General features: G+C 55.4%; 32 protein-coding genes. 9 read left to right on the top strand and 23 right to left on the bottom strand.

Annotated elements, in window-relative coordinates:
• Nucleotides 1-2: 2 nt before the first annotated feature.
• Entirely contained in the window at nt 3-1,397 is a 1,395-nt protein-coding gene (gene dcm / locus HP564_RS05665; protein ID WP_371241058.1) for a DNA (cytosine-5-)-methyltransferase, read from the bottom strand.
• 197 nt (nt 1,398-1,594) lie between these two features.
• Between dcm and HP564_RS05660 the strand changes: the two genes are divergently transcribed.
• The 6 genes from HP564_RS05660 (at nt 1,595) to dgcQ (ending at nt 5,620) form a co-directional block, all read left to right on the top strand.
• A complete protein-coding gene (locus tag HP564_RS05660; protein WP_371241056.1) occupies nt 1,595-2,071 on the top strand; it encodes a very short patch repair endonuclease in 477 nt (158 codons plus the stop codon).
• A 66-nt stretch (nt 2,072-2,137) separates the two neighbouring features.
• Nucleotides 2,138-2,410 carry a hypothetical protein gene (locus HP564_RS05655; protein WP_371241054.1) on the top strand — a complete coding sequence of 91 codons (273 nt, stop codon included), beginning with the start codon at nt 2,138-2,140 and terminating at the stop codon, nt 2,408-2,410.
• Nucleotides 2,411-2,420: 10 nt separating this feature from the next.
• Complete coding sequence (locus tag HP564_RS05650) at nt 2,421-3,332, top strand: DUF808 domain-containing protein (protein WP_371241052.1); 912 nt, start codon at nt 2,421-2,423, stop codon at nt 3,330-3,332.
• A 39-nt stretch (nt 3,333-3,371) separates the two neighbouring features.
• Nucleotides 3,372-3,503 carry a hypothetical protein gene (locus tag HP564_RS05645; RefSeq protein ID WP_255351574.1) on the top strand — a complete coding sequence of 44 codons (132 nt, stop codon included), beginning with the start codon at nt 3,372-3,374 and terminating at the stop codon, nt 3,501-3,503.
• 177 nt (nt 3,504-3,680) lie between these two features.
• Nucleotides 3,681-3,860, top strand: a complete 180-nt coding sequence (locus HP564_RS05640) for a YodC family protein (RefSeq protein ID WP_371241050.1) — start codon at nt 3,681-3,683, stop codon at nt 3,858-3,860.
• 110 nt (nt 3,861-3,970) lie between these two features.
• Nucleotides 3,971-5,620: a cellulose biosynthesis regulator diguanylate cyclase DgcQ gene (gene dgcQ, locus HP564_RS05635; protein WP_371241048.1), complete on the top strand. Its 1,650-nt coding sequence runs from the start codon at nt 3,971-3,973 to the stop codon at nt 5,618-5,620.
• On the opposite strand, the gene HP564_RS05630 is transcribed toward dgcQ, so the two are convergent.
• The 3 genes from HP564_RS05630 to HP564_RS05620 all read right to left on the bottom strand — a co-directional run bounded on the left by HP564_RS05630 (nt 5,617) and on the right by HP564_RS05620 (nt 8,235).
• Nucleotides 5,617-6,837, bottom strand: coding sequence for a glycosyl transferase (locus HP564_RS05630; RefSeq protein WP_371241046.1), 1,221 nt, complete (start codon nt 6,835-6,837; stop codon nt 5,617-5,619). The genes dgcQ and HP564_RS05630 overlap by 4 nt on opposite strands.
• A 38-nt stretch (nt 6,838-6,875) precedes the next feature.
• Nucleotides 6,876-7,658, bottom strand: a complete 783-nt coding sequence (locus tag HP564_RS05625; protein ID WP_371241045.1) for a mannosyl-3-phosphoglycerate phosphatase-related protein — start codon at nt 7,656-7,658, stop codon at nt 6,876-6,878.
• Nucleotides 7,659-8,001: 343 nt separating this feature from the next.
• Nucleotides 8,002-8,235: a DUF2525 domain-containing protein gene (locus HP564_RS05620; protein WP_371241043.1), complete on the bottom strand. Its 234-nt coding sequence runs from the start codon at nt 8,233-8,235 to the stop codon at nt 8,002-8,004.
• 356 nt (nt 8,236-8,591) lie between these two features.
• Here HP564_RS05620 and HP564_RS05615 point away from each other — a divergent pair, with 356 nt between their 5' ends.
• Both HP564_RS05615 and dsrB read left to right on the top strand, forming a co-directional pair.
• A complete protein-coding gene (locus tag HP564_RS05615) occupies nt 8,592-8,750 on the top strand; it encodes a YqaE/Pmp3 family membrane protein (RefSeq protein ID WP_371241041.1) in 159 nt (52 codons plus the stop codon).
• A 54-nt stretch (nt 8,751-8,804) separates the two neighbouring features.
• Nucleotides 8,805-8,999, top strand: a complete 195-nt coding sequence (dsrB, locus tag HP564_RS05610; RefSeq protein WP_371241039.1) for a protein DsrB — start codon at nt 8,805-8,807, stop codon at nt 8,997-8,999.
• A gap of 154 nt (nt 9,000-9,153) precedes the next feature.
• On the opposite strand, the gene HP564_RS05605 is transcribed toward dsrB, so the two are convergent.
• The 15 genes from HP564_RS05605 to fliF all read right to left on the bottom strand — a co-directional run bounded on the left by HP564_RS05605 (nt 9,154) and on the right by fliF (nt 22,958).
• Nucleotides 9,154-10,857: a methyl-accepting chemotaxis protein gene (locus tag HP564_RS05605; RefSeq protein ID WP_371241037.1), complete on the bottom strand. Its 1,704-nt coding sequence runs from the start codon at nt 10,855-10,857 to the stop codon at nt 9,154-9,156.
• 135 nt (nt 10,858-10,992) lie between these two features.
• Nucleotides 10,993-11,628, bottom strand: a complete 636-nt coding sequence (rcsA, locus tag HP564_RS05600; RefSeq protein ID WP_371241035.1) for a transcriptional regulator RcsA — start codon at nt 11,626-11,628, stop codon at nt 10,993-10,995.
• A 636-nt stretch (nt 11,629-12,264) separates the two neighbouring features.
• The gene (gene fliR, locus HP564_RS05595) at nt 12,265-13,050 is read right to left on the bottom strand and encodes a flagellar biosynthetic protein FliR (RefSeq protein ID WP_371241033.1); all 786 of its coding nucleotides are present in this window, start codon (nt 13,048-13,050) and stop codon (nt 12,265-12,267) included.
• On the bottom strand, nt 13,050-13,319 hold the full coding sequence (fliQ, locus tag HP564_RS05590; protein WP_123799736.1) for a flagellar biosynthesis protein FliQ: 270 nt from the start codon (nt 13,317-13,319) through the stop codon (nt 13,050-13,052). The genes fliR and fliQ overlap by 1 nt, the downstream gene beginning before the upstream one ends.
• A 25-nt stretch (nt 13,320-13,344) precedes the next feature.
• Nucleotides 13,345-14,073, bottom strand: coding sequence for a flagellar type III secretion system pore protein FliP (fliP, locus tag HP564_RS05585; RefSeq protein WP_371241986.1), 729 nt, complete (start codon nt 14,071-14,073; stop codon nt 13,345-13,347).
• Complete coding sequence (gene fliO, locus HP564_RS05580; protein WP_371241984.1) at nt 14,073-14,468, bottom strand: flagellar biosynthetic protein FliO; 396 nt, start codon at nt 14,466-14,468, stop codon at nt 14,073-14,075. The genes fliP and fliO overlap by 1 nt, the downstream gene beginning before the upstream one ends.
• 5 nt (nt 14,469-14,473) lie before the next feature.
• Entirely contained in the window at nt 14,474-14,878 is a 405-nt protein-coding gene (gene fliN, locus HP564_RS05575; protein ID WP_371241030.1) for a flagellar motor switch protein FliN, read from the bottom strand.
• Nucleotides 14,871-15,878: a flagellar motor switch protein FliM gene (gene fliM / locus HP564_RS05570; RefSeq protein WP_371241028.1), complete on the bottom strand. Its 1,008-nt coding sequence runs from the start codon at nt 15,876-15,878 to the stop codon at nt 14,871-14,873. Before fliM ends, fliN begins: the two co-directional genes overlap by 8 nt.
• A gap of 4 nt (nt 15,879-15,882) precedes the next feature.
• Nucleotides 15,883-16,368 carry a flagellar basal body-associated protein FliL gene (gene fliL / locus HP564_RS05565; RefSeq protein ID WP_371241026.1) on the bottom strand — a complete coding sequence of 162 codons (486 nt, stop codon included), beginning with the start codon at nt 16,366-16,368 and terminating at the stop codon, nt 15,883-15,885.
• A 128-nt stretch (nt 16,369-16,496) separates the two neighbouring features.
• The gene (locus HP564_RS05560; RefSeq protein WP_371241024.1) at nt 16,497-17,753 is read right to left on the bottom strand and encodes a flagellar hook-length control protein FliK; all 1,257 of its coding nucleotides are present in this window, start codon (nt 17,751-17,753) and stop codon (nt 16,497-16,499) included.
• Nucleotides 17,750-18,193: a flagellar export protein FliJ gene (gene fliJ, locus HP564_RS05555; protein ID WP_371241022.1), complete on the bottom strand. Its 444-nt coding sequence runs from the start codon at nt 18,191-18,193 to the stop codon at nt 17,750-17,752. Before fliJ ends, HP564_RS05560 begins: the two co-directional genes overlap by 4 nt.
• A gap of 17 nt (nt 18,194-18,210) precedes the next feature.
• Entirely contained in the window at nt 18,211-19,563 is a 1,353-nt protein-coding gene (fliI, locus tag HP564_RS05550) for a flagellar protein export ATPase FliI (RefSeq protein WP_371241020.1), read from the bottom strand.
• A complete protein-coding gene (fliH, locus tag HP564_RS05545) occupies nt 19,563-20,261 on the bottom strand; it encodes a flagellar assembly protein FliH (protein WP_371241018.1) in 699 nt (232 codons plus the stop codon). Before fliH ends, fliI begins: the two co-directional genes overlap by 1 nt.
• Nucleotides 20,254-21,246 carry a flagellar motor switch protein FliG gene (fliG, locus tag HP564_RS05540; protein ID WP_371241015.1) on the bottom strand — a complete coding sequence of 331 codons (993 nt, stop codon included), beginning with the start codon at nt 21,244-21,246 and terminating at the stop codon, nt 20,254-20,256. The genes fliH and fliG overlap by 8 nt, the downstream gene beginning before the upstream one ends.
• Nucleotides 21,243-22,958, bottom strand: coding sequence for a flagellar basal-body MS-ring/collar protein FliF (fliF, locus tag HP564_RS05535; RefSeq protein WP_371241013.1), 1,716 nt, complete (start codon nt 22,956-22,958; stop codon nt 21,243-21,245). Before fliF ends, fliG begins: the two co-directional genes overlap by 4 nt.
• A 236-nt stretch (nt 22,959-23,194) precedes the next feature.
• Here fliF and fliE point away from each other — a divergent pair, with 236 nt between their 5' ends.
• Nucleotides 23,195-23,506, top strand: coding sequence for a flagellar hook-basal body complex protein FliE (fliE, locus tag HP564_RS05530; RefSeq protein WP_371241011.1), 312 nt, complete (start codon nt 23,195-23,197; stop codon nt 23,504-23,506).
• Between the two features lie 31 nt (nt 23,507-23,537).
• On the opposite strand, the gene HP564_RS05525 is transcribed toward fliE, so the two are convergent.
• From HP564_RS05525 to HP564_RS05510, 4 genes are all read right to left on the bottom strand, one after another.
• Nucleotides 23,538-24,818, bottom strand: coding sequence for an Arm DNA-binding domain-containing protein (locus HP564_RS05525; RefSeq protein ID WP_371241009.1), 1,281 nt, complete (start codon nt 24,816-24,818; stop codon nt 23,538-23,540).
• A gap of 31 nt (nt 24,819-24,849) precedes the next feature.
• The gene (gene xisR / locus HP564_RS05520) at nt 24,850-25,098 is read right to left on the bottom strand and encodes an excisionase family protein (protein ID WP_371241007.1); all 249 of its coding nucleotides are present in this window, start codon (nt 25,096-25,098) and stop codon (nt 24,850-24,852) included.
• Nucleotides 25,099-25,194: 96 nt separating this feature from the next.
• On the bottom strand, nt 25,195-25,674 hold the full coding sequence (locus tag HP564_RS05515) for a class I SAM-dependent methyltransferase (protein WP_371241005.1): 480 nt from the start codon (nt 25,672-25,674) through the stop codon (nt 25,195-25,197).
• Nucleotides 25,675-25,893: 219 nt separating this feature from the next.
• Complete coding sequence (locus HP564_RS05510) at nt 25,894-26,145, bottom strand: hypothetical protein (protein WP_371241003.1); 252 nt, start codon at nt 26,143-26,145, stop codon at nt 25,894-25,896.
• Nucleotides 26,146-26,306 lie beyond the last annotated feature (161 nt).

Genomic DNA, 26,306 nt, shown 5'->3' with positions numbered 1-26,306 from the left:
TGTTACCGGCGATTAATCTGCTGGATAAAAGGCAGCAGCAGTTGCGCCACGGCGGCAAACACCGGCACCACCACCGAATTACCAAACTGTTTATAGGCCTGTGTATCGGAAACCGGAATGCGAAAACGGTGTTCACCGGGTGCTTCGAAACCCATCAGGCGTGCGCATTCTCGCGGTGAGAGTCGGCGCGGACGCCGGGCAATATTGGCGGCATTGCTGAAGTCCGTTTCGCCCAGGGCTGTATCCCAGCCGCGATCGATAAGGATCTCCGAACCGTCTTTGTAGTAGCGCGCCGACAAGGTCCGCACGCAGACGTCAGCCTTAAGCGGATCGTTCAGGCCAAAGCCAAAGCCGTTGCCCTTTGCCTTATGCTTTTTGGCATAGTTATAGAGATAGCGCCATAGCTGCGTTGAGAGAATGTATTTTTCCTCTGGCTCGGGCTCCAGCAGGCTTTGCAGACTCGGCACGGTTGCCGGGTAGAACTGCTGGATTTGGCGCAGCGAAAGCGATTTGCTGAATGCATAATCACGGCGAATCCCGACCAGCACAATGCGCTCGCGGTGCTGCGGCAGGAAGTGACGCGCGTCGATAATTTTTGCATCTGGCATGCTGGCCGCAGCATCGGCAACGTCATAACCCAGCTCGTCCAGCGTCGCCATGATAATGGCGAAGGTGCGCCCTTTATCGTGACTCTTTAAATTTTTAACGTTTTCCAGCACGAAGACTGGCGGTTTTTTTGCGGCAATAATGCGCGCCACGTCGAAAAACAACGTGCCCTGCGCCTCACACTCGAAGCCGTGCGCGCGGCCCAGCGCATTCTTTTTGCTGACGCCTGCCAGCGAAAAAGGCTGGCAAGGGAAACCCGCCAACAGCACCTGATGGTCAGGGATCTCAGCATCGATATGGCGATAGATATCCGCTTCATCACTGAGGTCGGCGGGCTGGGTGATCTGCCGGATATCGGTGTTGAAACGGTGTTCCTGGGGGTCGCTGTAGTGATTCGCCTTATAAGTGCGTATCGCCTCTTTGTTCCACTCGCTGGTGAAAACGCACTTGCCGCCGATCGCGTCAAAACCGCGGCGAATACCGCCGATACCGGCAAACAGGTCGATAAAGCGAAACAGCGGATCGTCGTAATGTGCAGGACGCTGCGGCAGCAGGCTGCGCAACAGCGTCAGTTCGCCATCGCTCAGCGGTGGGAGTGCGCGCTTGTTTTGACGCAGCCGCGTCAGCTGCTGCGGCGTCCAGTCGCGGAAACCTGCCTGATGTAGTTTGGCTGCTAAATCGCGCGCGGCGTAGATAGCCAGCACCTGTTGCATCAGGTCAGCGTGGGCGCTGTCAGCAGAGATCAGGGGAGAAGCGGGTTCCGACAGAGCGGTAGCGTCATCAGCAAGCATGCGTTTTTCCTTAACAGTGAGCGGGCTATGCTAACACTCCTGCGGCTACGAAGAAATTGGCGGGCGATGCGTCAGGCACGCTGCGCGTGCAGAACTCACCTTTGCAGGCTGAGTGAACGCGTGCTTAACCGCAGCGGTAACTTTCGCTTTTAGTGAGTCAGGCTAAAGTTGATAGATGAAGCCTCAAAGGAGACGCCATGGCTGATGTACACTCCAGCGCAACGCGCAGCAAAAATATGCGGGCAATACGCCAGCAAGATACCGCAATTGAACTGCGGGTTGCGCAGCTGCTTAAAGATCGCGGTTTCGTCTATCGCGTACAGGATAAAAACTTACCGGGTCGCCCCGATTTTGTACTCACGGAGCAGCAGGCCATTATCTTTGTGCATGGTTGCTTCTGGCATCACCATCACTGCTATCTTTTTAAAGTACCGGCCACGCGTACGGAGTTCTGGACGGGCAAAATCAACAGCAACGTCGAGCGTGACAATCGCTATGTGCGCCAGTTACAGGAGAGCGGCTGGAAGGTGCTGATAATCTGGGAGTGTGCGCTACGCAATAAGCTGCGGCTCAGCGATAACGATTTGCAGGAGCGGGTAGAGGAGTGGCTGCTGGTGATGGATCAAAGTGCTGAAATCGATCACAACGGCATTCAGCACTATCGTCCACGCTGAGGCTGCCTTGCCTTTGCAGGCCATACCGGGTTAGATTTCGCCTTCCTTCGCGATCGGGAGTTCTGTATGAGCAGTATAAAACTGACGGTAAAACGCCTTTATCAACTGCGTGACGAACGCATGGTTAATACGCAGGCGACGGCGCGCATCTATGTGGGTGATACCCTGGTCGCTACGGAGGAGATTACCGGCATGACGGAAAGCCCGGTCAGCAAATACCTGCATGCAGGCGAGCTGAAAGGCGCGGTCCGTGTCGAGTGGGAGTGCGACGGCATCGCTGAGATTACCGCCGCGACGCTGGAGCGCTGTCCCTGTTGTCAACATAACGAACCGGAATAAGGAAGAGATTTTGGCAGGATCCAGCTTACTGACACTATTAGATGATATTGCGACACTTCTGGATGACATCTCCGTCATGGGTAAAGTGGCGGCAAAAAAAACGGCAGGCGTGCTGGGCGACGATCTCTCGCTGAATGCGCAGCAGGTTACAGGCGTAAAAGCGAATCGCGAGCTCCCGGTGGTCTGGGGTGTTGCCAAAGGCTCGTTTCTTAATAAACTGATTCTGGTGCCGATGGCGCTACTGATCTCTGCGTTTGCTCCCTGGCTGATCACGCCGTTGCTGATGCTCGGCGGTGCCTATCTCTGCTACGAAGGGGTGGAGAAAGTGCTGCACAGCCTGCAGCATGACAAGCAGCAAAAAAGCCCGGAAGCGCGCCAGCAGCGGCTGGACAAACTGGCACAGCAGGATCCGCGTGAGTTTGAGAAGAACAAGGTCAAGGGTGCGGTGCGCACGGACTTTATCCTCTCCGCCGAAATTGTGGCCATCACGCTCGGCATTGTGTCTGATGCGCCGCTGCTGAATCAGGTGCTGATCCTTGCCGGTATCGCTATTCTGGTCACGATTGGCGTCTACGGTATTGTTGCCGCCATTGTGAAAATTGATGATTTAGGCTACTGGCTCAACGAGAAATCTTCTGCGCTGGCTCAGGGTACTGGCCGCTTTCTGCTTGGGTTTGCGCCCTGGCTAATGAAAATTTTATCGGTGGTTGGCACCCTGGCCATGTTCCTGGTCGGCGGAGGCATTATTGTTCATGGGTTGACACCGCTGCACCATCTGATTGAACACATCACCGGTGATATGAGCGGGCTGCTGGCGAGCCTGTTGAGCAATGGTGCCAGCCTGGTCATCGGCTTTATCGTTGGGTCGATTGTGCTGTTGGTAGTGAATCTGATTGCTAAACTGCGCGGGAAATCGGTATAAAGCGCACTGCCATATGATGTGACGTCTGGAGGATAAGCCATGAACGACGATATGTTTGAATTTGATATTGATGCGCAGCTGGAGCAGGCAGAAGCGAAAGCGGCAGAAAAAGTCAACGAAGTGCCTGACGACTTAGGCGATGAAGCCGACTGTGAAGGGTGCAAAATCTGATTTCAGCCCTTCAGAGACTAAAAGCGGATAAGAATTTTTATCCGCTTTTTTTATTTTCAACATTTCTTGCTGTTTTAGTCTGAATTTGCGCTTTTTTTGCATGTGTTAACAGGCAGGATGTCCGGATGGCTGCTATAGATAAAAAGGTTCTGTTAACGGCAAAAAGGAGGGCGAAACATGGGCTTTACGGTTAGCGATGAAGTTCAGCATAAAGAGGGCGGGCCTGCCATGGTGGTAACGGGCTATGCCAGTGGCATGGTCGAGTGCCGCTGGTATGACGGTTATGCTGTGCGACGCGAAGCGTTCCATCAGGATGAGCTGAGCCATTTATCCCGCGAGACGCCACTCGCCAGCTAAGCTCCCTTCAGCGGGGATGCGCAAGTTCATCCCCCGTGATTTCACGCATTTTTTCATTCTGCCCGCCTGCTATACTCGCTCCATCCCTGTCATTTGGAGCATCGTCGCTGATGGCTGTTTTGCCGCTTTCTGTCCGTACGTTACGTCCTGTGCTGCGTGTTCACCTTCTGTTTCTGGCCGTTTTTCTCTTTTCCTCTTTTTTAACCTGGCGTGAGCTGCAGACCCTTAAAATCAATTATGAAGACAGGCAGCGCGCCGCACTGGTGGATATGCAGAACGGGCTGGAAAGGCAGTTTCAGGAGAGCCTGGACGGCATCATCTACTACCGCCGCATGTTTACTTACGCGCTGGCGCATCCGCTTGAGGCGGAGCACGCCCGACAGGTGTTAAACGATTTTCAGCGGCTGCGGTATCAGCCTGCCTGGCAACTGCGGCTGGATCTGCCTCGCAGCATGCCGATTAACGGCGTCAGCGACAGCTGGCTGGCGAAGGATACGCTGCTACAGCGCGATCCGGCCCGGCTTGATGATGAACTGCGCGCGGCAGTGGAGTTTAGCTTCATCATGCAGTTCAGCGATGCAGAGACAGATTTTCATTCGCGCTTCTGGTACACCTCACGCGCCGGTTTTTATATCAGCTCGCGCCCGCCTCATGACCTGACCACACTTTCTCAAAGCTACGCGACCATGGTGCTGCGCCCCTGGTTCAGAAACATGGCAACGCAACCTCAGCCTTCACCGCTTCACTGGTCTGGCGTCTATCAGGGCGCGGAGGATGAAGGCCCGATGCTGACGGTCAGCACGCCTGTTATCAGCAACGATTACTGGTATGGCGCGCTGGCAATGGACTTTACCCAGCCGCGTATTGCCGCGCTGCTCAGTAAAATGCGCCACAGCGCCTTACAGGGCAGCGTGCTGCTGCTGGACAACATGCAGCAGCCTGTTGCCTCCCTGAATGCAGCAGGCAGCAAAGCCTTAAGCGCGCGCGCTCAGCGGCAGCTGCATGCACAGATGGCGCGCCAGCCACAGGGCGCGCTGCGGCTGGAAAATCAGTTTATCAGCTGGAGCAGGCTGAAAAACGTGGATGGTTACCTGCTGAATCAGCAAACCCTGGCGCAGGGGCTGCGGCAGGATTTAGGGCGCGCCATGCTGTTTATGCTCACTATGTGGCTGCTCTTTGTCCTGCTGTTGGTGCTGGCACATCAGGTCATTGTGCGTCTGGTGCAACGTCTGAGCGATCTTTCCGCCCGGCTTGAATATCGCGCCAGCTATGACGGCCTGACGCGGCTGCTTAACCGCAGCGCCTTCTTTGAACGCTTCAGGGCCGAAGCCGCTCGCTGCCAGCAACTCAGCGCGCCGCTGGCGGTGATTCAGCTCGATATCGATCATTTTAAATCGGTCAACGACACCTGGGGACATCAGGCGGGCGATCAGGCACTGATGCGTGTCGCTGCCATTATTGCCCAGACGGTGCGACGAAATGATGTGGCCGGCCGCGTGGGAGGGGAGGAGTTTTGCGTGGTGCTGCCGGAAACGTCACTGGCAGAGGCTGAAAACGTGGCGGAGCGGATGCGTCAACGGCTGGCGGACAAAACCATTCTGGTCAGCGCCAGCCGCGCGTTTCGCGTGACCCTCTCTGCAGGTATTGCCAGCAGCGAAGAGCAGCAGGATTACCAGGTGCAGCGTCTGCATGCGGAAGCGGACCGACGACTCTATCTGGCGAAAAGTCGTGGCCGCAACCGGGTTATCTCTGCGGGCTAAACGTTACCGTCATTATCCTCTTCTACCGCCTGGTAAATGCGTTGCAGAATGTCAGGAAAAGCGGACTGTACGCGGCTCCAGCTCGGAATAAAGGGTTTGTCGTTAGGCCGTTCAATAAAAGCCTGGCCCGCCTCAAGGATTGCCTGAGTAAACATCTCTACCGCTGCTTCCTCAGTATGCTGGTCAAACTTCAGCCCGTTCATCGCGGCTTCATGGTTGTAAATTTCCATGACATCCAGCGCGTTGCGGTAGTAGGTTGCTTTCAGTACGCGGAAAGAGTCGCTGGTCAGCGGCACGCCCATTGTGGCCAGTTTACGCAGCAGCGACTGGACAATATCGCCGCTCATTCGTTTCAGGCCGCCAGTGCCGTCATCCTCCGCCAGCGGCTGATGTTTGTGATCGTAATGATGGGCAATCTCCACCTGACAGGTCTGACGCGTGGTGTAGTTGCGGTAAATTTCTGACAGCACGCCGATCTCCAGCCCCCAGTCGCCAGGGATCTTAATGCCGTTAAGCACATGGGTACGCATCGCAAACTCGCCGGAGAGCGGGTAGCGAAAGCTGGAGAGATAGTCGAGATACTCTGAATGACCATAGACCTTTTGCAGCGAGCGCAGCAGCGGACCGACCAGCAGACGTCCGACGCGGCCGTTGAGCTTGCCATCGGCTACGCGCGCATAGAAGCCTTTGCAGAATTCATACTGGAAGGCAGGGTTAGCGAGCGGATAGAGCAGGCGCGCCAGCATGCCGCGCTCGTAGGTAACGATATCGCAGTCGTGCAGCGCCACACACTGGGTGCGATCTGACGCAAGGGTATATCCCGTGCAGAACCAGACGTTCCGCCCCTTACCCGGCTGCGAGGGGGACAGCCCCTCTTTGTCCAGTTCGGCGTCGATAGCTTTCAGGCGCGGGCCATCATTCCATAAGATGCGATGCCGCTGTGGCAGGCGCGAAAAAAACTCGCGCGCAAAGAGAAACTGATCGCGATCGGCGCGATCCAGGCCAATTACAATTTCATCAAGATAGGGGACTTTAGCCAGTTCATCGACAATGTGACTCAGTGCCGGACCTTCCAGCTCGGAGAAGAGCGAAGGTAAAATCAGCCCCATTTTGCGTTTACGCGCGAAGCGCACCATCTCTTTTTCCAGCGATTCAACGCTGCGATTAGTTAAATTGTGGAAATTGGTAATCACGCCATTCTGATAAAAATCACTCATCGCGCTATCCTTTTATGAATTGTGGGGGCGGCCTGGTCTTATGGGGTCAGAAAATAGTCGAGGCCTTCTTTCCAGCCTTCCGGGCCGTGATGTGCCGTCGGGTAAACGCGCTGCGTATCCGCTCTGGTCAGGGTAACCGGCGTTTTGCTGTAGCCCTTAATCACCACAGCATAATCTACCGCGTCGAGCATGGGCGCATCATTGGGACCGTCGCCAAGTCCGACCGTTGTGGGTGGGTTTTCATATTGTTTAAGCAGCCAGCGCAGCGCTTCGCCTTTGCCGCTGCCTGCGGGCATTACGTGCCAGAAACGGCCGCCCTGCGTCAGCTGGAGTCCTTGCTGAGAAAGGGCATCACGAAAGGGATCCAGCCGCGCCTCATCGTCGCGCCAGACTATGACTTCACTGGCTTCCCGCTGACGAGCCAGCGCAGCGTCGCTCTCGCTCAGGCCAGTCATGGCGGCAACCTGAGGATCGCTAAAGTCGTGGAAGCCCTGAAAGCGAAAGTGGCGCTGTAAGTCGCCCAGCCTCTGGCACAGGCTGGCGTAGTCAGGACTGTCTGAAGGGAGGCGGAGGCGCCGCTCGGCAGAGTGCTGCACGACGGCACCGTTCTCAGCAATAAAAGGCAGGCTCGTCAGACCGAGCTTTTTTTGCAGCGGCAGCATTTCTGCGGCCGTTTTACTGGAACAGAGCACCACTGGTACCTGATGGCGTTGCAGCTCATCCAGCCAGTCAGCGGCGGGATCCCAGCGATAGGTGTGGTGGTCGAGCAGGGAACCATCAAGATCGGTGATGATTAACAGCGGCTGTTGCAAACTGGGCATAACAGGCTCCTTGCGACATTAACTGGCGGGTTTTCAGTATTATAGTTGAATGCGTATTACGCCTGCTTTTCACCCGCCGCGCCGCATTTCCAGGATTATTCTTAAAACGCAGCGGCAACCGCATGAGAAGTGCACAAAGAGTGCGTCTGGCCAGGCCGCTCCGCACGGGCCATTACCGGTAACATCTGCGCTGCTTTAGCTAAATAAGTTGCAGGCTTGTGCATGATGAATGCTTGTATTGACGCCATACAGGCGTACTCTGCCAGAGTGTCAAGAATTTCCTGATGTAACGAACTTAGCGATATTTACCCGGCTCTCCCTGCCGGGTTTTTTTGTTTCAGGTTTAGCGGTTCATCTCATTACAACTGCAGTCGCGAATATCAAGCTCATACTCATCGGCCAGTTCAATACTGCTTCCCCAGGCACGGCCGCCGGTACTGAGATGGCGGCTGTTATCTGCTTCCGTGGCATTTGGCACCGTTTCCAGCCTGTTGCGCTCGAGCGTATCCAGCAGGAGATCAACGTCGGGTTTTTCGCTCTGCTGAGCAGCTACGCCGCGATCGTCTGTAGGAGTCATCTTCGTTCTCCTTTTAGCAAAAAAGGATGGTCCTGCCCTCCAGCCGCAGAGTGCGACGGATCACGTAAGTATAGCTCTCAGGGAAGAGTGGGAAGGGAGGAGAGGGAAAGCAGGGTAATGAAAAAAAGCCCGCGCTGCGCGGGCAAAATCCTTGTTACTTTCTAAGTTGACTGCACCTTTGGGGGTGATGCAGTGAGAAGAGTATAGAAGAGAGGTCTGTCAGAATGCTTGTTGCGGAACGTTAAGAAAGTGAAAAAGTGACTGCTTACCTAAATTTACCTGATTTTCCCTTTGTAATCAGTGCCATCGTCTATAGTTAGTCACACGGTTAAAACATAACGCAACAAGGAGAGATCATGGATCTGTTACGCATTATCATTGCGATTCTTTTACCCCCGCTGGGTGTATTCCTGCAGGTCGGCTTTGGCGGCGCGTTCTGGCTGAATATCCTGTTGACGCTGTGCGGTTATATTCCGGGCATCGTGCATGCCGTTTGGGTTATTGCGCGTCGCTGAGAGGGACCTCTTCGTTTACACTGATGCGCAGGAAACTCATCAGGAGAAACGTGCATGAAGGTCAATGACCGCGTTACCGTTAAGACCGATGGCGGCCCGCGCCGCCTCGGTACCATCCTCGCCGTTGAACCCTTTAACGAAGGGATTATGTATCTGGTGTCGCTGGAAGATTATCCGCTGGGCATCTGGTTTTTCAATGAAGGCGATCACCCGGAAGGCGTCTTTGTTGAGCCTTACCAGGCGGAATAACCGCGACACTGGCAGTCGGACAGCGCCCCGGCACGGCTGTAACCAGAGCGGAAAGCCAGCAGGCAGGAACAGAAAAGGAGCCAGCAGGCTCCTTTTTCTCTGGCGGCTACGCCGTCGCTGAAAACCGTCCAGACGCGTGAGGGAGGGGCTTTACCTAAAAAGTCTCCCAGTTATCATGACGTGCGGCTGCCAGCGCTGGACGCGGCGTCTGAAGCGGGGTACGCAGGGCCGACGTGGATGCAGCCGCCGGGCGCGCGGGTGCATCCTGCAAGCGGAAGGCCGCCACCGCCTGCGTCAGTTTGCCTGCCTGATCTTCCAGCGATGCCGCCGCGGCTGATGCCTCTTCCACCAGCGAGGCGTTCTGCTGGGTGACGTTATCCATTTCCGTCACCGCCTGGCTTACCTGCTGAATGCCCCGACTTTGCTCATCTGAAGCGGCGGCAATTTCCGCCATAATATCCGTCACGCGACGAACGGCCTCCACAATCTCACCCATCGTTTCGCCCGCTTCGCCTACCTGATGAGAACCCTCCTTAATCAGATTTACCGACTCTGCAATCAGCGACTCAATCTCTTTTGCTGCCTGAGCGCTCCGCTGTGCCAGGCTTCGCACTTCGCTGGCGACCACGGCGAACCCGCGGCCCTGTTCACCGGCACGTGCCGCTTCGACTGCCGCATTCAACGCCAGAATATTGGTCTGGAAAGCAATGCTGTTTATCACATTGGTAATCTCCGCGATTTTTTTCGAACTGCCGGAGATGTTGGTCATGGTTTTCACCACGCCGCCCACCAGTTCGCCGCCGCCGCGGGCTTTACCTGACGCATCCGCCGCCAGCTGGCTGGCATGATGCGCATTCTCAGCATTCTGTTTTACCGTCGCGGTGAGCTGTTCCATACTGGCCGCAGTCTGCTCCAGCGCGGCAGCCTGCTGTTCTGTGCGGGAAGAGAGATCGCTATTGCCTGCCGAGATTTCGCCCGATCCCTGGTAGATGGCCACCGCGCCTTCGCGTACCGTGCCGACGGTTTTCACCAGAGACTCCTGCATAAGCTGCAAGTTGTGTAACAGCGTACCAATTTCGCTACGCCCACAGGGCTGAGGCGGCGCAGTGAGATCGCCCTGGGCGATACGTTCAATACGCGTGACTGACTGACGCAGCGGCTGAATAATCACCCGGCGCAGAAAAACGAATGTCAGCAGGGTCAGCAGCAGCGCGGCGGCAAAGGCGACGGCCATAGCAATAAAGCCGATGCGCGACTGATGCTCTGCCCTCGCATTAATAGCGTCGGCACGCAGGGTGCGAAGCTTTATCGCCTGTAACAGTATCTCATTGTAGGCGTTATCAAGCCTGCGGGTCACGTCGGTCTCCTGCGCAATAATGCCCTCAAAGCTGCCCTGTTTACCGGCATTGATCATCGGTATCAGGCCTTTTTCAATATAGTCATTGAAGCGTGTCGTGAGCGGGGCGTCGAGCGCCATGTCTTCAGGCGTTTTTACCTTGCGATCCAGATAGATCCTGAAACCCTCTTTTGCCTGCTGTATACGCTTTTCCGTCGCCGCAATGTTGGCTTTGAATTCATCCATTTCGCCTATACGGGCGGCTGCACCGGCCTGGATAATATAAAGACGCGCGGTGCGCAGATGGTTGGAGCTGTTTGAGATGCCCATGCGAACCTGAATTTCATCGGTCGCATCTTTTAAAGACTGGTTACTCTGGATAAGGAAGTAGCTGGCCAGTGCAATACAGAGGGCAAACAGCAGCAGGATGCCGCCAAAAATCATGCTGAAAAGCGGAACCAGACGCAGGTTGCGCCACAGGCCAGCCTTGAACGACGCAGAAGAATCCAGTGAGTTATTCATATCCTTGCTCTCATGTCGGGGTTATGAGGCTAACATCGGCAAAGAACAGGAAAGGGTTAGGGAAGTGAGTGCGATCTCGCTCGCAAAAATGGCGAAAAAAAACCGGCCTGATCGGCCGGTTCTTTCTGGAAGTGATTATCTTACATTGACATAGATACCAGAAGTAACATTATCCGTTAAGCGCACCACATGGTAAATAACCTGTTTATTGTGGGTTTTAATCTTACGCTTGATATTTCCCTTGTGTGACGAAACGGTCTTGGCTTTTATTTGCATCTTGTCTGAAATTTGAATGGTATCATGTCCTGACATCCACATTTTCAGCATATTTGATTCCGTCTGGCTTAATGTCAGCGGGTGAACATCCAGTCCCGATGAAATACGCGTCGAGGCGTTAAGTTTTTTCTGCAAATATGTGCTGAGTAGCGAATCAAGCGTCGTTGTTTTTATCGATTTTGACGTAATAATCAAGTTCTTACGAACGTAGAGGTATTCCTCAAAATGGATATTAGATATTGCCATAAAGATAAAAAAGAGTGTTTCAGGGTGCTGTGTAATAATGTTTCGGATGCGGTCGCTGGAATCCGATTCATGTATGAAACATTCTTCGTTAATAAACACTACGCCAGGTTTTAACTGTTCGCAGCGCTGCTGTAGTTGATCAATATCGGAGACAGAAAAGATATTTTTCTTTTTGACTCCTTTACAGGACATATAGTCCGATAATCCCAGGCGTGTGTAGTTGCATGAATCCATAATAATCGTTGGCATGTTTAGCGACCCTCACCAATTTGTTATCCGTTTAAATCAACGATGAATTACGCGTTGCGGTACGAGAGAGATTTCTAAGACACTTTTTTATTCTGCTCAGCAGTCTGGCGACAGGCCATACGCCTGCCAAAAGTATTCTTCCCTGACCCGTTTCTGCAAAGTTATTTTTTGTGCTGCCTTAACGTCATTTATCCCTCCAGTGATAGCGGGAATCGCTGGCGGTTTGCAATAAGCGTGCATAACACCCTGTTTTGAGAGCTTCGTCACTATCGCGCATAACACTGTCAATGCTGATAGGACGATTCTTAAAAACATTTAGTTCACGAAAGTGTGACGTTTTAGCGAGTGTTGACAATGCCGGAAAAAGAAGGTCCTGACAAGAAAAATCGTTAAAGGATTTTTTTTGTTACAAAACAATCTGTTGCCGATTTCGTCAACGATTCCACCGAGTTAGTTGCAGCCGGAATCTGAGAAATAAAATACTTGATGCCGGGTTTAATAAGAATAATTTTCAGAGCCAGCGCTCACTTATCAGAATTTCCTTAGTTGATTTCTGGAAAAACTGGTTTGAAAAATGCACAGAATGTTTTAGGTGGCTTAAGTATCACTTAAGCAAGATAGTAAGATACTTAATCTTCAGGGGTGGGACAGTTCTGAGAGGAACTGAGCAAGCAAATCGAAGACTTCACTGAACAGGTGCTCACAGAAGGGCGCAACCAGCGGCATCATTAGCCCCATGGTTAAAATACCCACTGTTAAGGTAATCGGGAAGCCTACGGCAAAAATCGACAGCTGTGGTGTAACACGGTTTAACAAACCCAGTACCAGGTTTACCAGTAGCAGTAAAACGATTAAGGGTAGCGCTAACATCATGCCATTAAGGAAAATTAATCCCCCTGCTTTGACCAGCGCGTTAAAGGCATTGGCATTAAGCGGCTGCCCGCTGATGGGTAACGTGTGAAAACTGTCCGCCAGTAAAGAAATCAACCACAGGTGACCGTTAAAAGTCAGGAACAGCAGCATCGCCAGCATATCGAGAAATCGGGCCAGTACCGGCATGTTGAGTCGGCTGCCTGGATCAAAAAAGGTGGCGAACGACAACCCCATCTGTAAGCCGATTACTTCTCCTGAAAGACGCACCGCAGCAAAGGCCAGCTGCATGGTCAACCCCAGCGCAATCCCAATCAGCATCTGTTGCAGCAGCAGCCAGAAGCCAGCCGGAGAAAAAAGTGTGACCTCAACGGCAGGCAGCGTCGGTAACATTAACCAGGTAATCAGCCCGGCAAGACCTACTTTTACGCGCTTGCTGATGGCGCGTTCGCTTAACAGCGGCGCGGTAGCGAACAACGCCAGCATGCGTGCGAGCGGCCAGAAAAACTGGCTGACCCAGTGCACCAGTTGGCTGCTGTCGAGGGTAACCATCAGCCGATGATATAGGGCAGGTTTGTGAACAGGGTGCGGATATAATCCAGCACCAGGCTCAGCATCCAGGGACCCGCAATCACGGCGGTGGTCGCAACCGCCAGAATCTTGGGAATAAAAGAGAGCGTCTGTTCGTTAACCTGGGTAGCGGCCTGCAGCAGACTGATAATTAAACCGCTTACCAGCGCTGCCAGCAGCAGCGGTGCGGCAAGCATCAGCGCAACGCGCATGGCTTCCTGGCCCATCACCATTACGGATTCTGGCGTCATCGTGTTCTCCAGGGAATCGGAATAATCAGGAATAGAAGCTTTGTGCGAGTGATCCGACCAGCAGCTGCCAGCCATCCACCAGAACAAACAGCATCAGTTTGAAAGGCAGCGAGATAGTGGCCGGAGGCACCATCATCATCCCCAGCGCCATCAACACGCTCGCCACCACCAGATCGATAATCAAAAACGGAATAAAAACGGTAAAGCCAATCTGAAAGGCGGTTTTCAGCTCGCTGGTAACGTAAGCCGGAAGCAGAATGCGCATCGGCACGGCTTCTGGCCCCTCGATCGCCGGGCTGTTAGCCAGTCGGGCAAACAGGGCCAGATCAGCTTCACGCGTCTGGCGCAGCATAAAGTCACGCAGCGGTTGCGCACCTTTCTCCAGCGCGACATCCATGCTGATCTTGTCCTGACTAAACGGCAAATAGGCTTCGTCGTAAATCTTGTCGAAGGTGGGCGCCATAATAAAGAAGGTTAAAAACAGCGCCAGGCCGAGCATCACCTGATTCGGCGGGGCTGAGGGGGTGCCCAGCGCATTGCGCAGCAGACCAAAGACGATAATGATGCGGGTAAAGCTGGTCATCATTAGCAGCACGGCCGGAATAAAGGTCAGTGAAGTAATGAAAACCAGCGTCTGTACCGGCAGCGACCAGCTCTGTCCGCCGTCAGCCATGGCGTGGCTGACCAGACCCGGAAGCTGGGCGTGTGCGGCGGGTGCCAGCACCAGCAGCAGAAAAGAAAGCAGTCGACGCATCATTGAGGTTTTCCGGGACGTTTGACCAGGTTCTGTAACAGCTGACGAAAATCTTGCGGTGCTGCGGACGCTGGCGCGGGCGCGTCGGGCGGCAGCGGTAGCGTGTGCAGATGGGTAATCTGCGCTGCCGTCACGCCCAGCACCAGGCGTGCCTCGGCGGTATCGACAATCACCACGCGCTCGCGCTGGCCAACCTGAACGCTGGCGCTGACCTTCAGCGCCTGATTGCTCACCGTTTTCGGCGCAAAGCCAAGACGGCGCGCCAGCCAGGCACAGACGAAGATCAGCAGGACGATCGCGGCCAGCACGCTGCTGACCTGGGTCAATGCGGAACCGGTAGAGATGACCGGTGCCGCCGGCGCGGCGGATTGCAGCGTGTGGGACTGGCTATTCATCATGCTCAACGGCTCAGGCGACGCATGCGTTCAGAGGGCGTGATAATGTCAGTGATACGCACGCCATACTTATCGTTAACCACGACCACTTCGCCCTGGGCAATCAGGTAGCCGTTGATCAGAATATCCAGCGGCTCACCCGCCAGGCCATCCAGTGAGACCACCGATCCCTGCGTCAGGCGCAGCAGCTCTTTAATGGTCATCTTGGTGCGGCCCAGTTCAACCGTGAGCTTGACCGGAATATCCATAATCAGATCGATGTCCTGCAGCGAACCGGCAGCGGCGCTGGTTTCGAACGTTTTAAACACGTCGTCAGCCTGCGGCGCGCTGGACACGGCCTGCTCATTCATCGCCTCAGCCCACAGATCGTCCGCGGAGATGTCGTCGGACGGTTTATTGCTGTCACTCATTGGGCTGTTCCTCATTCAGCGAATTCAAAATCGGGTTAATCAAATGCTCAACACGCAGGGCATACTGGCCGTGCATGGTGCCGTACTGGCTGGTCAACACCGGCACGCCATCGACGTGCGCGATAATGCGTTCCGGCTTCTCAATGGGCAGCACGTCACCGGGCTTGAGCTGCAAAATGCGTGACAGACGCAGCGAGGTCTCGGCGAAGTGGGCAATCAGTTCCAGTTCCGAATGCTGTACCTGCTTCACCAGGTTTTCGCGCCAGTGGTTATCTTCCGTGCGGGAGTTTTCCAGCGGCGGGTTAACCAGCAGTTCGCGCAGCGGTTCAATCATCGAAAAAGGAATACAGATATTGAACTCGCCGACCAGGTTACCAATCTCTACCTGAAACGGCGTGTTAACCACGATGTCGTTCGGAGAGGTGGTGATATTGGTAAACTTCACCTGCATCTCTGAGCGCACATACTCTACTTCCAGCGGATAAATCGCCTTCCACGCGTCGCTGTAGCCTTCCAGCGCCAGCTTTAACATGCGGCGGATGACGCGCTGTTCGGTATGGGTAAACTCACGGCCTTCCACCTTTGTCGGAAAGCGGCCATCGCCCCCAAACAGGTTATCCACGGCGATAAACACCAGGCTGGGCGAAAACACCACCAGTGCCGTGCCGCGCAGCGGTTTCAGGTGGATCAGGTTCAGGTTGGTTGGCACCGGCAGGTTGCGGGCGAACTCATGATACGGCTGAATCTTAATCGCACCGACGCTGATATCCGGGCTGCGGCGCAGCAGGTTAAACAGCGCCATACGAAAATGACGGGCGAAACGCTCGTTAATAATCTCCAGCGCCTGCAGGCGCTCGCGCACCACGCGACGCTGGGTGTTAGGGTCATAGGGGCGAATATTGCCTTCCGGCCCGCTTTGACTCTTTTCATCTACCGCGCTGTCACTGTCGCCGTTGAGCAGCGCGTCAATCTCAGCCTGGGAGAGAATGCTATCGCCCATTGATTTACCTCAAAATGAAGGCAGTAAACAGCACATCGGTTACCACCTGTGCAGGCTGTCCTTTCACCAGCGGCGGTGACAGCACCTGCTTAATCTGTTCAATCAGCGCCTGCTTACCCGGTTCCGTCGCCAGCGCGGCGGCGCTCTGACGTGAGAGCAGCAGCAGTAAACGGCTACGCACTTCCGGCAGATAATCATTTAACCGACGACGGGTATCCTCATCCGGCAGACGCAGGGTAAAGCCGACGTACAGCACGCGGTCAGGATCGTTGTCGGGATTGACCAGGTTGACCGTAAAGGTATCAAGCGCGAAGAAGACGGGCGCGGGCGGCGGTTCGACTTTTGCCGCTTCCGGTTTATCGCTCTCGTGTTTATTCATCATTCGCCAGACTGCATAGCCTGCCACGCTACAAGCGGCCAGCGTTACGATCAGTAACACCGGAATTAAGAGTGAACGTTTGCGGCCTTTTGCTTTCGCGTTATCAGACATTTTTGCAGTAACTTCCTGTGAATGTTGGGCAAACCTCTCGGTTTGCTGGACAGATTATCCCGCGTCTTAAGTCAAACAATGGGAAGAAAAGACGCGGGTTTTACGCTTACCTTCAACGTTTGTCGCTGTCAGGCAAAGGTATCGACAGTGCCGGTGCCGAGGATGCGCGCCTGTAGGGCGGCAGGAACGGCGATCGGCGTGATTTCGCTATCGTCATCCTGGAGGAGAGAGAAGGTGCCGTGCTGTCCGTCGCGGCGTGCCTCCTGCTGTTGCTGCTGCGGGAAGCCCTGGCTCTGCGCGAAGCTGTCACTGCTTACCTGACTCTGACCCAGGTTGATGCCGCTTTCCGCCAGCGCGGTGCGCAGCTGGGGAAGGGCGGCTTCCAGCGCGGCCCTGACGTGGCTGTGGCTGGAGGCCATACTGATCTGCGCCTGGTCGTTATCCAGCTTCAGGCTTATCTGGATAGCGCCCAGATCTTCCGGATGCAGCCGCAGTTCAGCGTTTTGCTGGCCGTTGCGGCTGAACATCACAATCTGCTGGCTTAGCGCCTGCTGCCACTCATCGCTGCCCAGCTGGGCGTTCAGCATCGGCGTTGACGGCGTGCTGGTGGTGGCCGATGCGGTCTGCATCATCAGCGGGGCCGTGCTGCTGCTGAGCGGCGCACTGGTTAGCGTGGTGCTGTCAGCCTGCGTCAGGGATGCGGTTTTCTCATCCGGTTTGCTGAAACTGCTGACTACCTGCTGGAAATGGCTGTCCAGCGTCAGCGGTGCGCTGCCGGTGTTGCCTGCTGCAGCGCCCGGCATGGCGGTCAGCAGCGCAGCAGCGGCTTTTGTTGCGTCACCCTGGAGCGGACTCTCCGCCTGTTGTGGCGCGCCATACGTCAGCGAACTGCTCATCGCCTGGCTTAGTGTGGTCAGCATGCTGCGACGCGCTTCCCCGCTGGCTGTCGCCGGGCTGGCCGGTGCTGTCACGCTGTTTTGCGCCGCTGGCGTCACCGGCAGCATGGCAAACAGGGCCTGTAGGGTTTGTGCGTCGCTGCTGTTGACGGTTGCCACGCGCTCTTTTTCTTTATCATCGGCTGATTTGGTGGCGGCTTTAATATTTTCCGGCGTCAGGCACCCATCCAGGGGGGCAGCTTTTTCAAAAGCGGCCAGCAGCGCGTTAAGCGGGCCTGCAGGGGCCGCCTCACCGGGACTTTCTTCTGCACTTTCAGCGGGCTGGATACGGGTTCCCTGCTGTTTCGCCAGCGTCAGCAGCTGGTTGCCCAGTTCGGTCAAAAAATCGTGCGGCAGCGATTTAACGCTGTGCAGAATGTCAGCAGAATCTGAACTGACTGGATCACCTTGCGCGCTGGCGCGGGTGACAACATGTGGCAGCGTAATCATTCGCCTTTCCTCAATGCGGCCCGTTGGGCGTATTCATCCATCCGTTTCTGATCGAGACGGTTTTCCATATGTAATGCGCTGTCTGCCGCGCGGCTGATCAGCGTCTGGTAGGCGTTGAGACGCTGCTGTTTGTCACGCCAGTTCGCCAGCGCCTGCTCAAGCCGCTGGTTCCACTGATTGAGCTGGGCGCGGTGCTGCTCAATCGCTTTTTCCAGCGTCTGAATAAACTGGTGATAGTTGGTCCAGCGCGTGGTAGCAATGCCGCCGGACATGTCGTTATTGAGCTTGTTACGGTACTCGTCCTGATAGTCAAGCAGCATGGTGAGCTGCTCGCTGGCCTGACTCACGCCGCGGCGCATATCGCCGAGGTGAATCACCGCCTTTTCCAGATCCTGCTCCGCTAAATCGCGCAGCGTGTCGATGGCACTGGCGCTTTTCATCGCTGACTCCTCCGCCGCTAGCCGAACAGTGCGTGCAGGTGCAGGCAGGCGTCGTCGTAGTGGCTACGTTCAAAAATGCCCTGATGCAAAAAGGCTTCCATCTGCGGATAGAGACGGATTGCCTTATCCAGCATCGGATCGCTGCCCGCGGCGTAGGCGCCCACGCTGACCAGATCGCGGTTGCGCTGGTAGCTGGAGAGCAGCTGTTTAAACTGGCGCACCCGCGCGTAGTGTTCATCATCAATGAGTGCGGTCATGGCGCGACTGATGGAGGCCTCAATATCGATTGCCGGATAGTGGCCCGCTTCAGCCAGACGGCGCGACAGCACGATATGGCCGTCCAGGATGGCGCGCGCCGAGTCGGCAATGGGATCCTGCTGATCGTCGCCCTCTGTCAGAACGGTATAAAAAGCAGTAACAGAGCCGCCGCCGTGCGTGCCATTACCAGCGCGTTCAACCAGCGCCGGCAGTTTGGCAAACACCGAGGGGGGATAACCCTTGGTGGCGGGCGGCTCGCCGATAGCCAGTGCAATCTCACGCTGTGCCATGGCGTAGCGCGTCAGGGAATCCATGATCAGCAGCACATGCTGACCACGATCGCGGAAATCTTCGGCGATGCGCGTGGCGTAGGCCGCGCCCTGCATACGCAGCAGCGGCGAGACGTCAGCAGGCGCAGCAATCACCACCGATCGTGCGCGGCCTTCGGCACCAAGAATATTTTCGATAAAGTCTTTTACTTCGCGGCCACGCTCACCGATCAGCCCGACCACAATTACATCGGCCTGGGTGTAGCGCGCCATCATGCCGAGCAGCACGCTCTTGCCCACGCCGGAACCGGCGAACAGGCCCATACGCTGGCCGCGGCCAACGGTGAGCAGGGCGTTAATGGCACGCACGCCGGTATCCAGCACGTCCGTGATGGGCGTACGCTGTAGCGGGTTAAACGGGGGCGTAATCAGCGGCGCACGGTAGCCGGTGTCGGGCGAGGGCAGACCGTCGAGCGGTTTACCGCTGCCGTCGAGTACGCGGCCAAGCAGTTCAGGGCCGAGCAGCAACTGTTTACCGCTGTGGCCACTGTCGCGCGCATAGACGCGTGCGCCTGGCAAAATGTTGTCGATCTCTTCCAGCGGCATCAGAAAGAGTTTCTGGCCGTTAAAGCCGACCACTTCGCTTTCGACTTCGGTCAGGTTTTTTCCGTCGTTGCGCTCAATCACGCAGGTCGCGCCAAGCGGCAACTGCAATCCGGTTGCTTCCAGCACCAGGCCCGTGGCACGCGTCAGACGGCCGTAGCGTCGCACCGGCTGCACCTGGGCGATGCGGGTTTCAAAGGCGTCAAGCGCGCCCAGCCAGCGGGAGAGTCTGGAGGTCATTAAAACTCTCCTGGTGCAGCAAGGCGGCACAGTTCCTGCCAGCGCGTCGCCACGCTGGCATCAAGATCGCCATCTTCAGCGCTGAGTTTGCAACCGCCAGGATGCAGAGTACTGTCAGCCAGTAAACGCCAGCCGTGCAGATCGAGCGTTGGACCCAGCGTCTGCTCAATGCGTTGCAGATCGTCAGGATGGACGCGCAGCTGTGGCTTGCCGCTGAACATCGGCTCCTGCTGCAACAGCTGCTGAATTTGACGCAGCAGCGCACTGCCATCTACCGTGGTGGCCTGACCGACAACCTGGCGCGCCGCTTCCAGCGCCAGCTGCATCAGGCGCGCGGCAATCACGCTGTCGAGCGCTTCCAGCGAATGCTGGAACTCGGTGACCAGCTGCTGCATGCGTGCCTGTAGCGGTGCCTGCTGCTGCTGGGCATCGGCCATCCCCTGCTGGTAGCCCGCGTCATAGCCCGCTTTCTGGCCCTCCGCGACCCCCTGCTGATGGCCTTCGTTATAGCCCTGAGCCTGCGACTCTTTGCGCGCCTGCTGCTGCATGCGCTCAAACTGCAGCTGCTGCTCGTCCACGTCTGATTCAAACAGCGCGGGCTCTGGCTCGGCCGTCAGTGTCGGTTCCGGCTCGTCGCTGCGACCTAAATCTTCAGGCTGCCACAGCTGCCACGGACGGGCGGAAAAAGCATCAGACATAGGTTTCCTCGCCGCCGCCAATCACCATCTCGCCCGACTCCGCCAGTCGACGGACGATAAGCAGGATCGCTTTCTGTTCGTTTTCCACTGCCGACATACGCACCGGGCCACGGTTGGCAAGGTCGTCGCGCAGGATATCGGCGGCGCGCGCCGACATATTTTTGAGGAACTTCTCGCGCAGCGGCTGCTCGGCACCTTTCAGCGCCACCAGCAGCTGCTCGGACTCCACTTCCTGCAACAGACGCTGGATGCTGCGGTCGTCCACTTCCACCAGGTTCTCGAACAGGAACATCTCATCGATAATTTTCTGTGCCAGCTCACCATCAAAGTCGCGTACCGCTTCGATAACCGCCTCTTCCTGCTGCGTTTTCATCAGGTTGATAATCTCGGCTGCGGTTCTCACGCCGCCCATCTTCGCACGCTTGAGGTTGGTGCCATCAAGCAGCCCGTTGAGCACTTCGGTCAGCTCCGCCAGCGCCGCAGGCTGCACGCCGCCGAAGGTGGCGATACGCAGCATCACATCGTGACGGAGGCGCTCGTCAAACAGCGCCAGAATATCGGCCGCCTGACTACGCTTGAGGTGCACCAGAATAGTGGCAATGATCTGCGGATGTTCGTCGCGGATAAGATCGGCGGCCGCCTGCGGCTCCATAAAGTTGAGCGTTTCCATCCCGCTGGTGGTCTCGCGGGATTCGAGGATGTCTTCCAGCAGACTGGCCGCGCGCTCTTCGCCCAGCGCTTTCGTCAGCACGGAACGCAGGTACTCATTGGAGTTAAGGCTGAGCGCCGCGAACTGCTCAGCGTCGGTCTCAAACTCACGCAGGATTTCGGTGAGCTGCTTGTGCGACACCTGGCGCATGTTTGCCATCGCGGCGCTCAGGTGCTGCACTTCACGCTGGTTGAGGTGTTTGAACACCTCGGCGGCGCGTTCTTCGCCGATGGTCATCATCAGAATGGCGCTTTTTTCAGTTCCGGTCAGGCTCATAGTTCTTTACTCATCCATTCGCGGATAACCAGCGCGACGACGCGCGGATCGTTCTCGGACATATCGCGGATGCGCTGGCTCATCACCTCGGCGCTCATGCGGTTGGTAGACTTACGTTCGGCATCCTGTTCATCTTTGCTGAGCTGAACGCTGTAGGCCACTTCCTCTTGCTCGGCGGCGGCACGCTGTTCGGCAGCAGCCAGCGCTGCTTTTTCCGCTTCGCGTTTACGCATCAGCTGCGGACGCACCATTTTGCGGTAGAGGATGAAGGCAACCAGGGCGATCAGCAGCCATTTGCCGATATTCATCATCTGATCGAAGAACGACTGCTGCTGCCAGAAGGGCAGGTCGCCGTTGCCTGAGTCACTGACGGTGAACTCGGAGTTAACCACGTTGACGCTGTCGCCGCGCGGCTGTGAGTAGCCCATCGCTTCACGCGTCAGATCTTCAACCTGTTTCAGTTGCTGTTCATTCAGCGCGATGGCCTTGCCTTTGTCGTCGCTGCGGTAGTTGACGACCACGGCAACAGAGAGGCGCTGCACGTCGCCCACGTTCACTTTGGTATGGCGAATAGTGCGGTCCAGTTCGTAGTTCACCGTATCGTCGCGACGCGAGTTAGTCGGTACGCTGCTGTTCGCCGTGCTGGTGGTGCTGCCGTTGTTAGCACCATTCTGCTGGCCGTTTTGCGCGTTCTGACCGTTTTGACCATTGGGTGCATTAATCGGGGCGGTGTTAGCAGGCGCGGGCTGGTTAGAGAGAGCACCCGGCACGCCGCCGGGATAAGGGCTGCCGGTCTGATCGCTGGTGCTGGTCTGGCGCGAGCGCACCGCTGAGTTGTTCGGATTGCCGTTGGGCTGATACTTCTCGTCGGTCTGTTCGCTTTTGTCGAAGTTGATCTGAGCGGTGACCTGCGCATGCACGTTGCCCTGGCCCAGAATCGGGTTCAGGATTGCTTCAATACGCTGCTGGTAGCGCGCTTCCACTTCCGCAGTGTACTTCAGCTGCGCATCGTTGAGATCGCGGCCTTCGCTGTCGGAACGCGTCAGCAGGCGACCGCTCTGATCCACCACGGTGACGTTGCCCGCGGGCAAACCTGCCACGCTGCTGGAGACCATATGGACGATGGCCTGGATTTGCCCTTCATCCAGGGCGCGGCCAGGCTGCAAATTCAGGGTGACTGAAGCAGAAGGCGATTTCTGCTCGCGCACGAACAGCGTCGGCTTAGGCATCGCCAGATGCACGCGCGCGGTTTTTACCGGGCCCAGTGTTTCAATGGTGCGCGCCAGTTCACCTTCCAGCGCACGCTGGTAGTTCACCTGCTCGCTGAACTGGCTGATGCCGAATTTCTCTTTATCCAGCAGTTCAAAACCCACCGAGCCGCCTTTAGGCAGCCCTTGCTGTGCCAGACGCAGACGCAGTTCATGTACTTTTTCCGCCGGCACCATCAGCGCACCGCCGTTATCGGCAAACCGATAGGGAACATTCATCTGGGTGAGCTGGGTAACAATCGCGCCGCCATCTTCATCAGAGAGATTGTTATACAACACGCTGTAATCCGGCGTTTTCGCCCAGAGCACCAGCGCCATCACGATGGCGATAGCGGCGGCGGCGGCAACGATAAGGGGAACACGCGGATTGGCGCGCAGGCGAGCGATAAGGTCACTGAAGCCTTTTTTTGCTGGATCCTGTGTGGCGGCTGCACTCGCATTCATGACCGATTCCTGCCTGACATAATTGACCGGGTGGGTTGTTGTGACAAAACAGACTCCCTGACACTGCGTAAAAAAAGAAACTCCACTTCAATGCATGGCATTATTTTCTTAAACGAAAAATTCGATGGGCGAAAAAGCCGGGTTTTTTGCAGTTATTTAGCGCCTTTGTCTCATTGACAACGTGTTAACTTTTTGGGCGTTGAAATCTGTTCTATGACTCCCGATGAGGTAACAGCATGTCCATTCAGGCAATTGATGGTGTTTTACAGCAGCTCCAGCTGACGTCACTGCAGGCCAGCAACAGAAGCAGTGAAACAACCCAGCCGGTTGATTTCGCCGCCACCATGAAAGCCGCGCTGGATAAAATCAGCGACACGCAGAACACCGCGCGCGCCCAGGCGCAGGATTTTGAAATGGGCAAGCCAGGCATCGCGCTGAACGATGTGATGGTGGATATGCAGAAGTCTTCTGTCTCGATGCAGATGGGAATTCAGGTGCGGAACAAGCTGGTATCGGCGTATACAGATATTATGAATATGCAGGTTTAAGCGGGTAACTTGCTGATAATACTAGAAATAACTATACTGCCACTTTAGCGAAGCACGTATGTAGCACAATATCGCTCATTTTCGTGTTGATGAGTGATAGCTGGTCCGTGTTGTTCTCTGACATCCAGGCACCATAAACCCGATAGACCATCTGCGCATCGGAGTGACCCATTTGCGCGGCGACATAGTTCGGGTTGGCGCCTGCCGATAACGCCCAGCATGCGAACGTGTGCCTGGACTGATATGCTTTTCGGTGACGAAGGCCTGCACGCCTTAATGCACCGTTCCATATCTGGCCTAGCGACTCTGTTGAATAGTAAGCGCCTGACCTGCCGTTTACTGAATCAAGACTGGCGTTGAACACGAATGTTTTCTGGTCCTCGAGCCGCTCACCATACTCCCTGGTATGAAAGGCGAACGGTGTCTGAGGATACATTCTTGTCAGCTCGCGCTGGTTGCGGAGAACTTCTACTGCGGCATCGATCATGCATATGACTCTGTTGCCCGCTTCCGTCTTCGGCGGTGTGAACAGACCCTGCGGCGTCAGGTTTCGTGACACGGTTATAGTCTTCGCTTCGAGGTCTATATCCTCCCAGGCAAGCGCGCAGATTTCCCCGTGGCGCATTCCTGTCAGGATCGCCAGCGACCACATGTTGGCGTTCTGCCGGGTAGAGCACCCCGCTATGAGGCGTGGAAACTCTTCGCGCGTGATTGGGTCCGGCCGCTTGTTGGACTTTTTAAGAGGTTTGATTCCAGTCATCGGGTTTGCCTCTATATATCCGTTGCCGTGAGCAAAGGCGAAGATGGCTTTCAGATCGGACATGCTGGAATTGACCGTGGCCGCCGTCCTGCCTTTCTTCTCTATATTCATCTTCCTGCCGGTAAAATAACTTCCGTTCAGTAGTTCGATACGCAGTTTAAGCAGATCCTTCTGCATTATTGACCTGATGTCCCGGCTGTTCCCGATGTTGTCCAGTGTGACCCTCACCCGACGCTCGGTCGTCACATACGAGCTGTTCGCCCAGTCTGGTTTTTTCAGTTTTAGCCATAAATCCGCCACATCCCTTATTGCTACTGGTTTCGAAGACTCTATCTCGTTCTTAAACAGCGGCGAGTCGGGAAACTGGCTTCGGTAATCAAATGTCCCTGTCTTTATGCGGTACACGATGTTGCTGCGCAGCTCGCCGGCCATCTTCCTGTTCTTCGGCGTGTCGGGTACACCGAGCGCCTCCCACCGTCTTTGCCCCTCATACATGAACCAGATCCGAAGATGGTTTTTGTTGGGGGCCACGCCTGTTGGATATCCAGACATTTTCCTGTCTCCTGTTGAAAGGGATCTGCATTTAAGCAGATTTACGTCGCGGAATCGCTGCCGGCTGGTTATCAATCCACTTCTCGATCGCCTTCCAGTCATAAAAGCACATGCTGTTATCCCGCGGCGCACCATCGGGGGAGACGTGCTTATATTCACGTCCCTCCATCCATGACACTTCACGAGCCGTTTTGATGGTATTTTTCTTCATGCCAGTGATGGTCATCAGCACAGCTTCAGATACCCATTTGCTCGGCATCAACTGCACAACGTTTTCCATACCTACTCCTTATACGGCCAGCACAGAGCCAGCACGATGCAAATTAAAAAGGCGAGCCATATGAGGAACTCGCCGGGGATATGTCGTGGATGGCGTTCATGTTGCAGGCTTCAGAAAGAGAACCCAGTGCGTCTTGTCGCCTTTGCCAGTACGCTGCCATATGGTTGGCTTCTGGTCGGTAAGTGCGATCACTTTGCTGACAGGAATCTGCGTCTCGTTCCATTTAAATATCAGCGTGCCGTGTGGCCGCAATACCCTGAATGCTTCCGCAAATCCGGCACGTATATCGTCTGGCCACGTTGTTTTATCCAGAGCGCCGTACTTTTTACGCATCCAGCTGTTTTCACCTGCGTGCTGCAGATGAGGCGGGTCAAACACGACCTGAGCGAAGGTATTGTCAGAGAACGGTAGCGCGCGAAAATCAGCGATGATATCCGGGCTAATCTGCAGTGTGCGTCCGTCACATAAAACATGCTGCTCAGCGCGTCGGTCAGTAAACACCGCGCGGTCATCCTGCTTATCCATCCAGAACATGCGCGAGCCACAGCACATATCCAATATGCTAACTTCAGGCATACCAACTCCTCACGCAGAGCGCGATCGTAAAAATGGAAGGTTTTGGTAATTATCTTTTTAAAACATACAGTTGGGTGGTCGTAAGCGTTCTTGCATATGTTCACTTTGATCACCCTTGATTAACTATATTTATCAATCGCATAGGTGTGGAAATCACCAAAAAACAGGCTGATTTGATCTGACCTGTTAGAGCGCGATAGTGAATAGGGTGGGTGGGGGTTACTTGATATCGAACTTGAGTTGAGAAATTTTCTTTGCCTGCTTATCCAGAGATGTCAGCTTCCGAATCCTCATCTCCTCTGCATGCGCAAGGGCTTCTTCTTTGCTCAGGTGCCACTCATAGCCATGAAAATACTGGCCAAGCCTTCCATTCTCTCGGGCTTTCTGAATAAACATGTCGCCACTTACTTCGCCCTTGGTGCTATAAATTCCGAAGGTAAGGGCGTACTTGGTTATGTAGGCAGTTTTCACTGTCTTATCTCCTTATCCACCTGCCGCACGTAATAGCTAAGCCAGCGCTTTGCTGGAAACGTATAGGCGGCAGGGCGGTGATTGATTTTGCGTGTTTGTCGAGAAGGGTGGTAATGATGCGGTCGTGCTCTTTCTTGGGCCTGCCTTCTATGGCGCTGATG

This window comes from Pantoea sp. KPR_PJ (assembly GCF_041386365.1).
GTDB lineage: Bacteria > Pseudomonadota > Gammaproteobacteria > Enterobacterales > Enterobacteriaceae > Pantoea.
The sequence above is the reverse complement of the archived record's forward strand: the minus strand, read 5'-3'. Positions and strand labels throughout refer to the sequence as shown.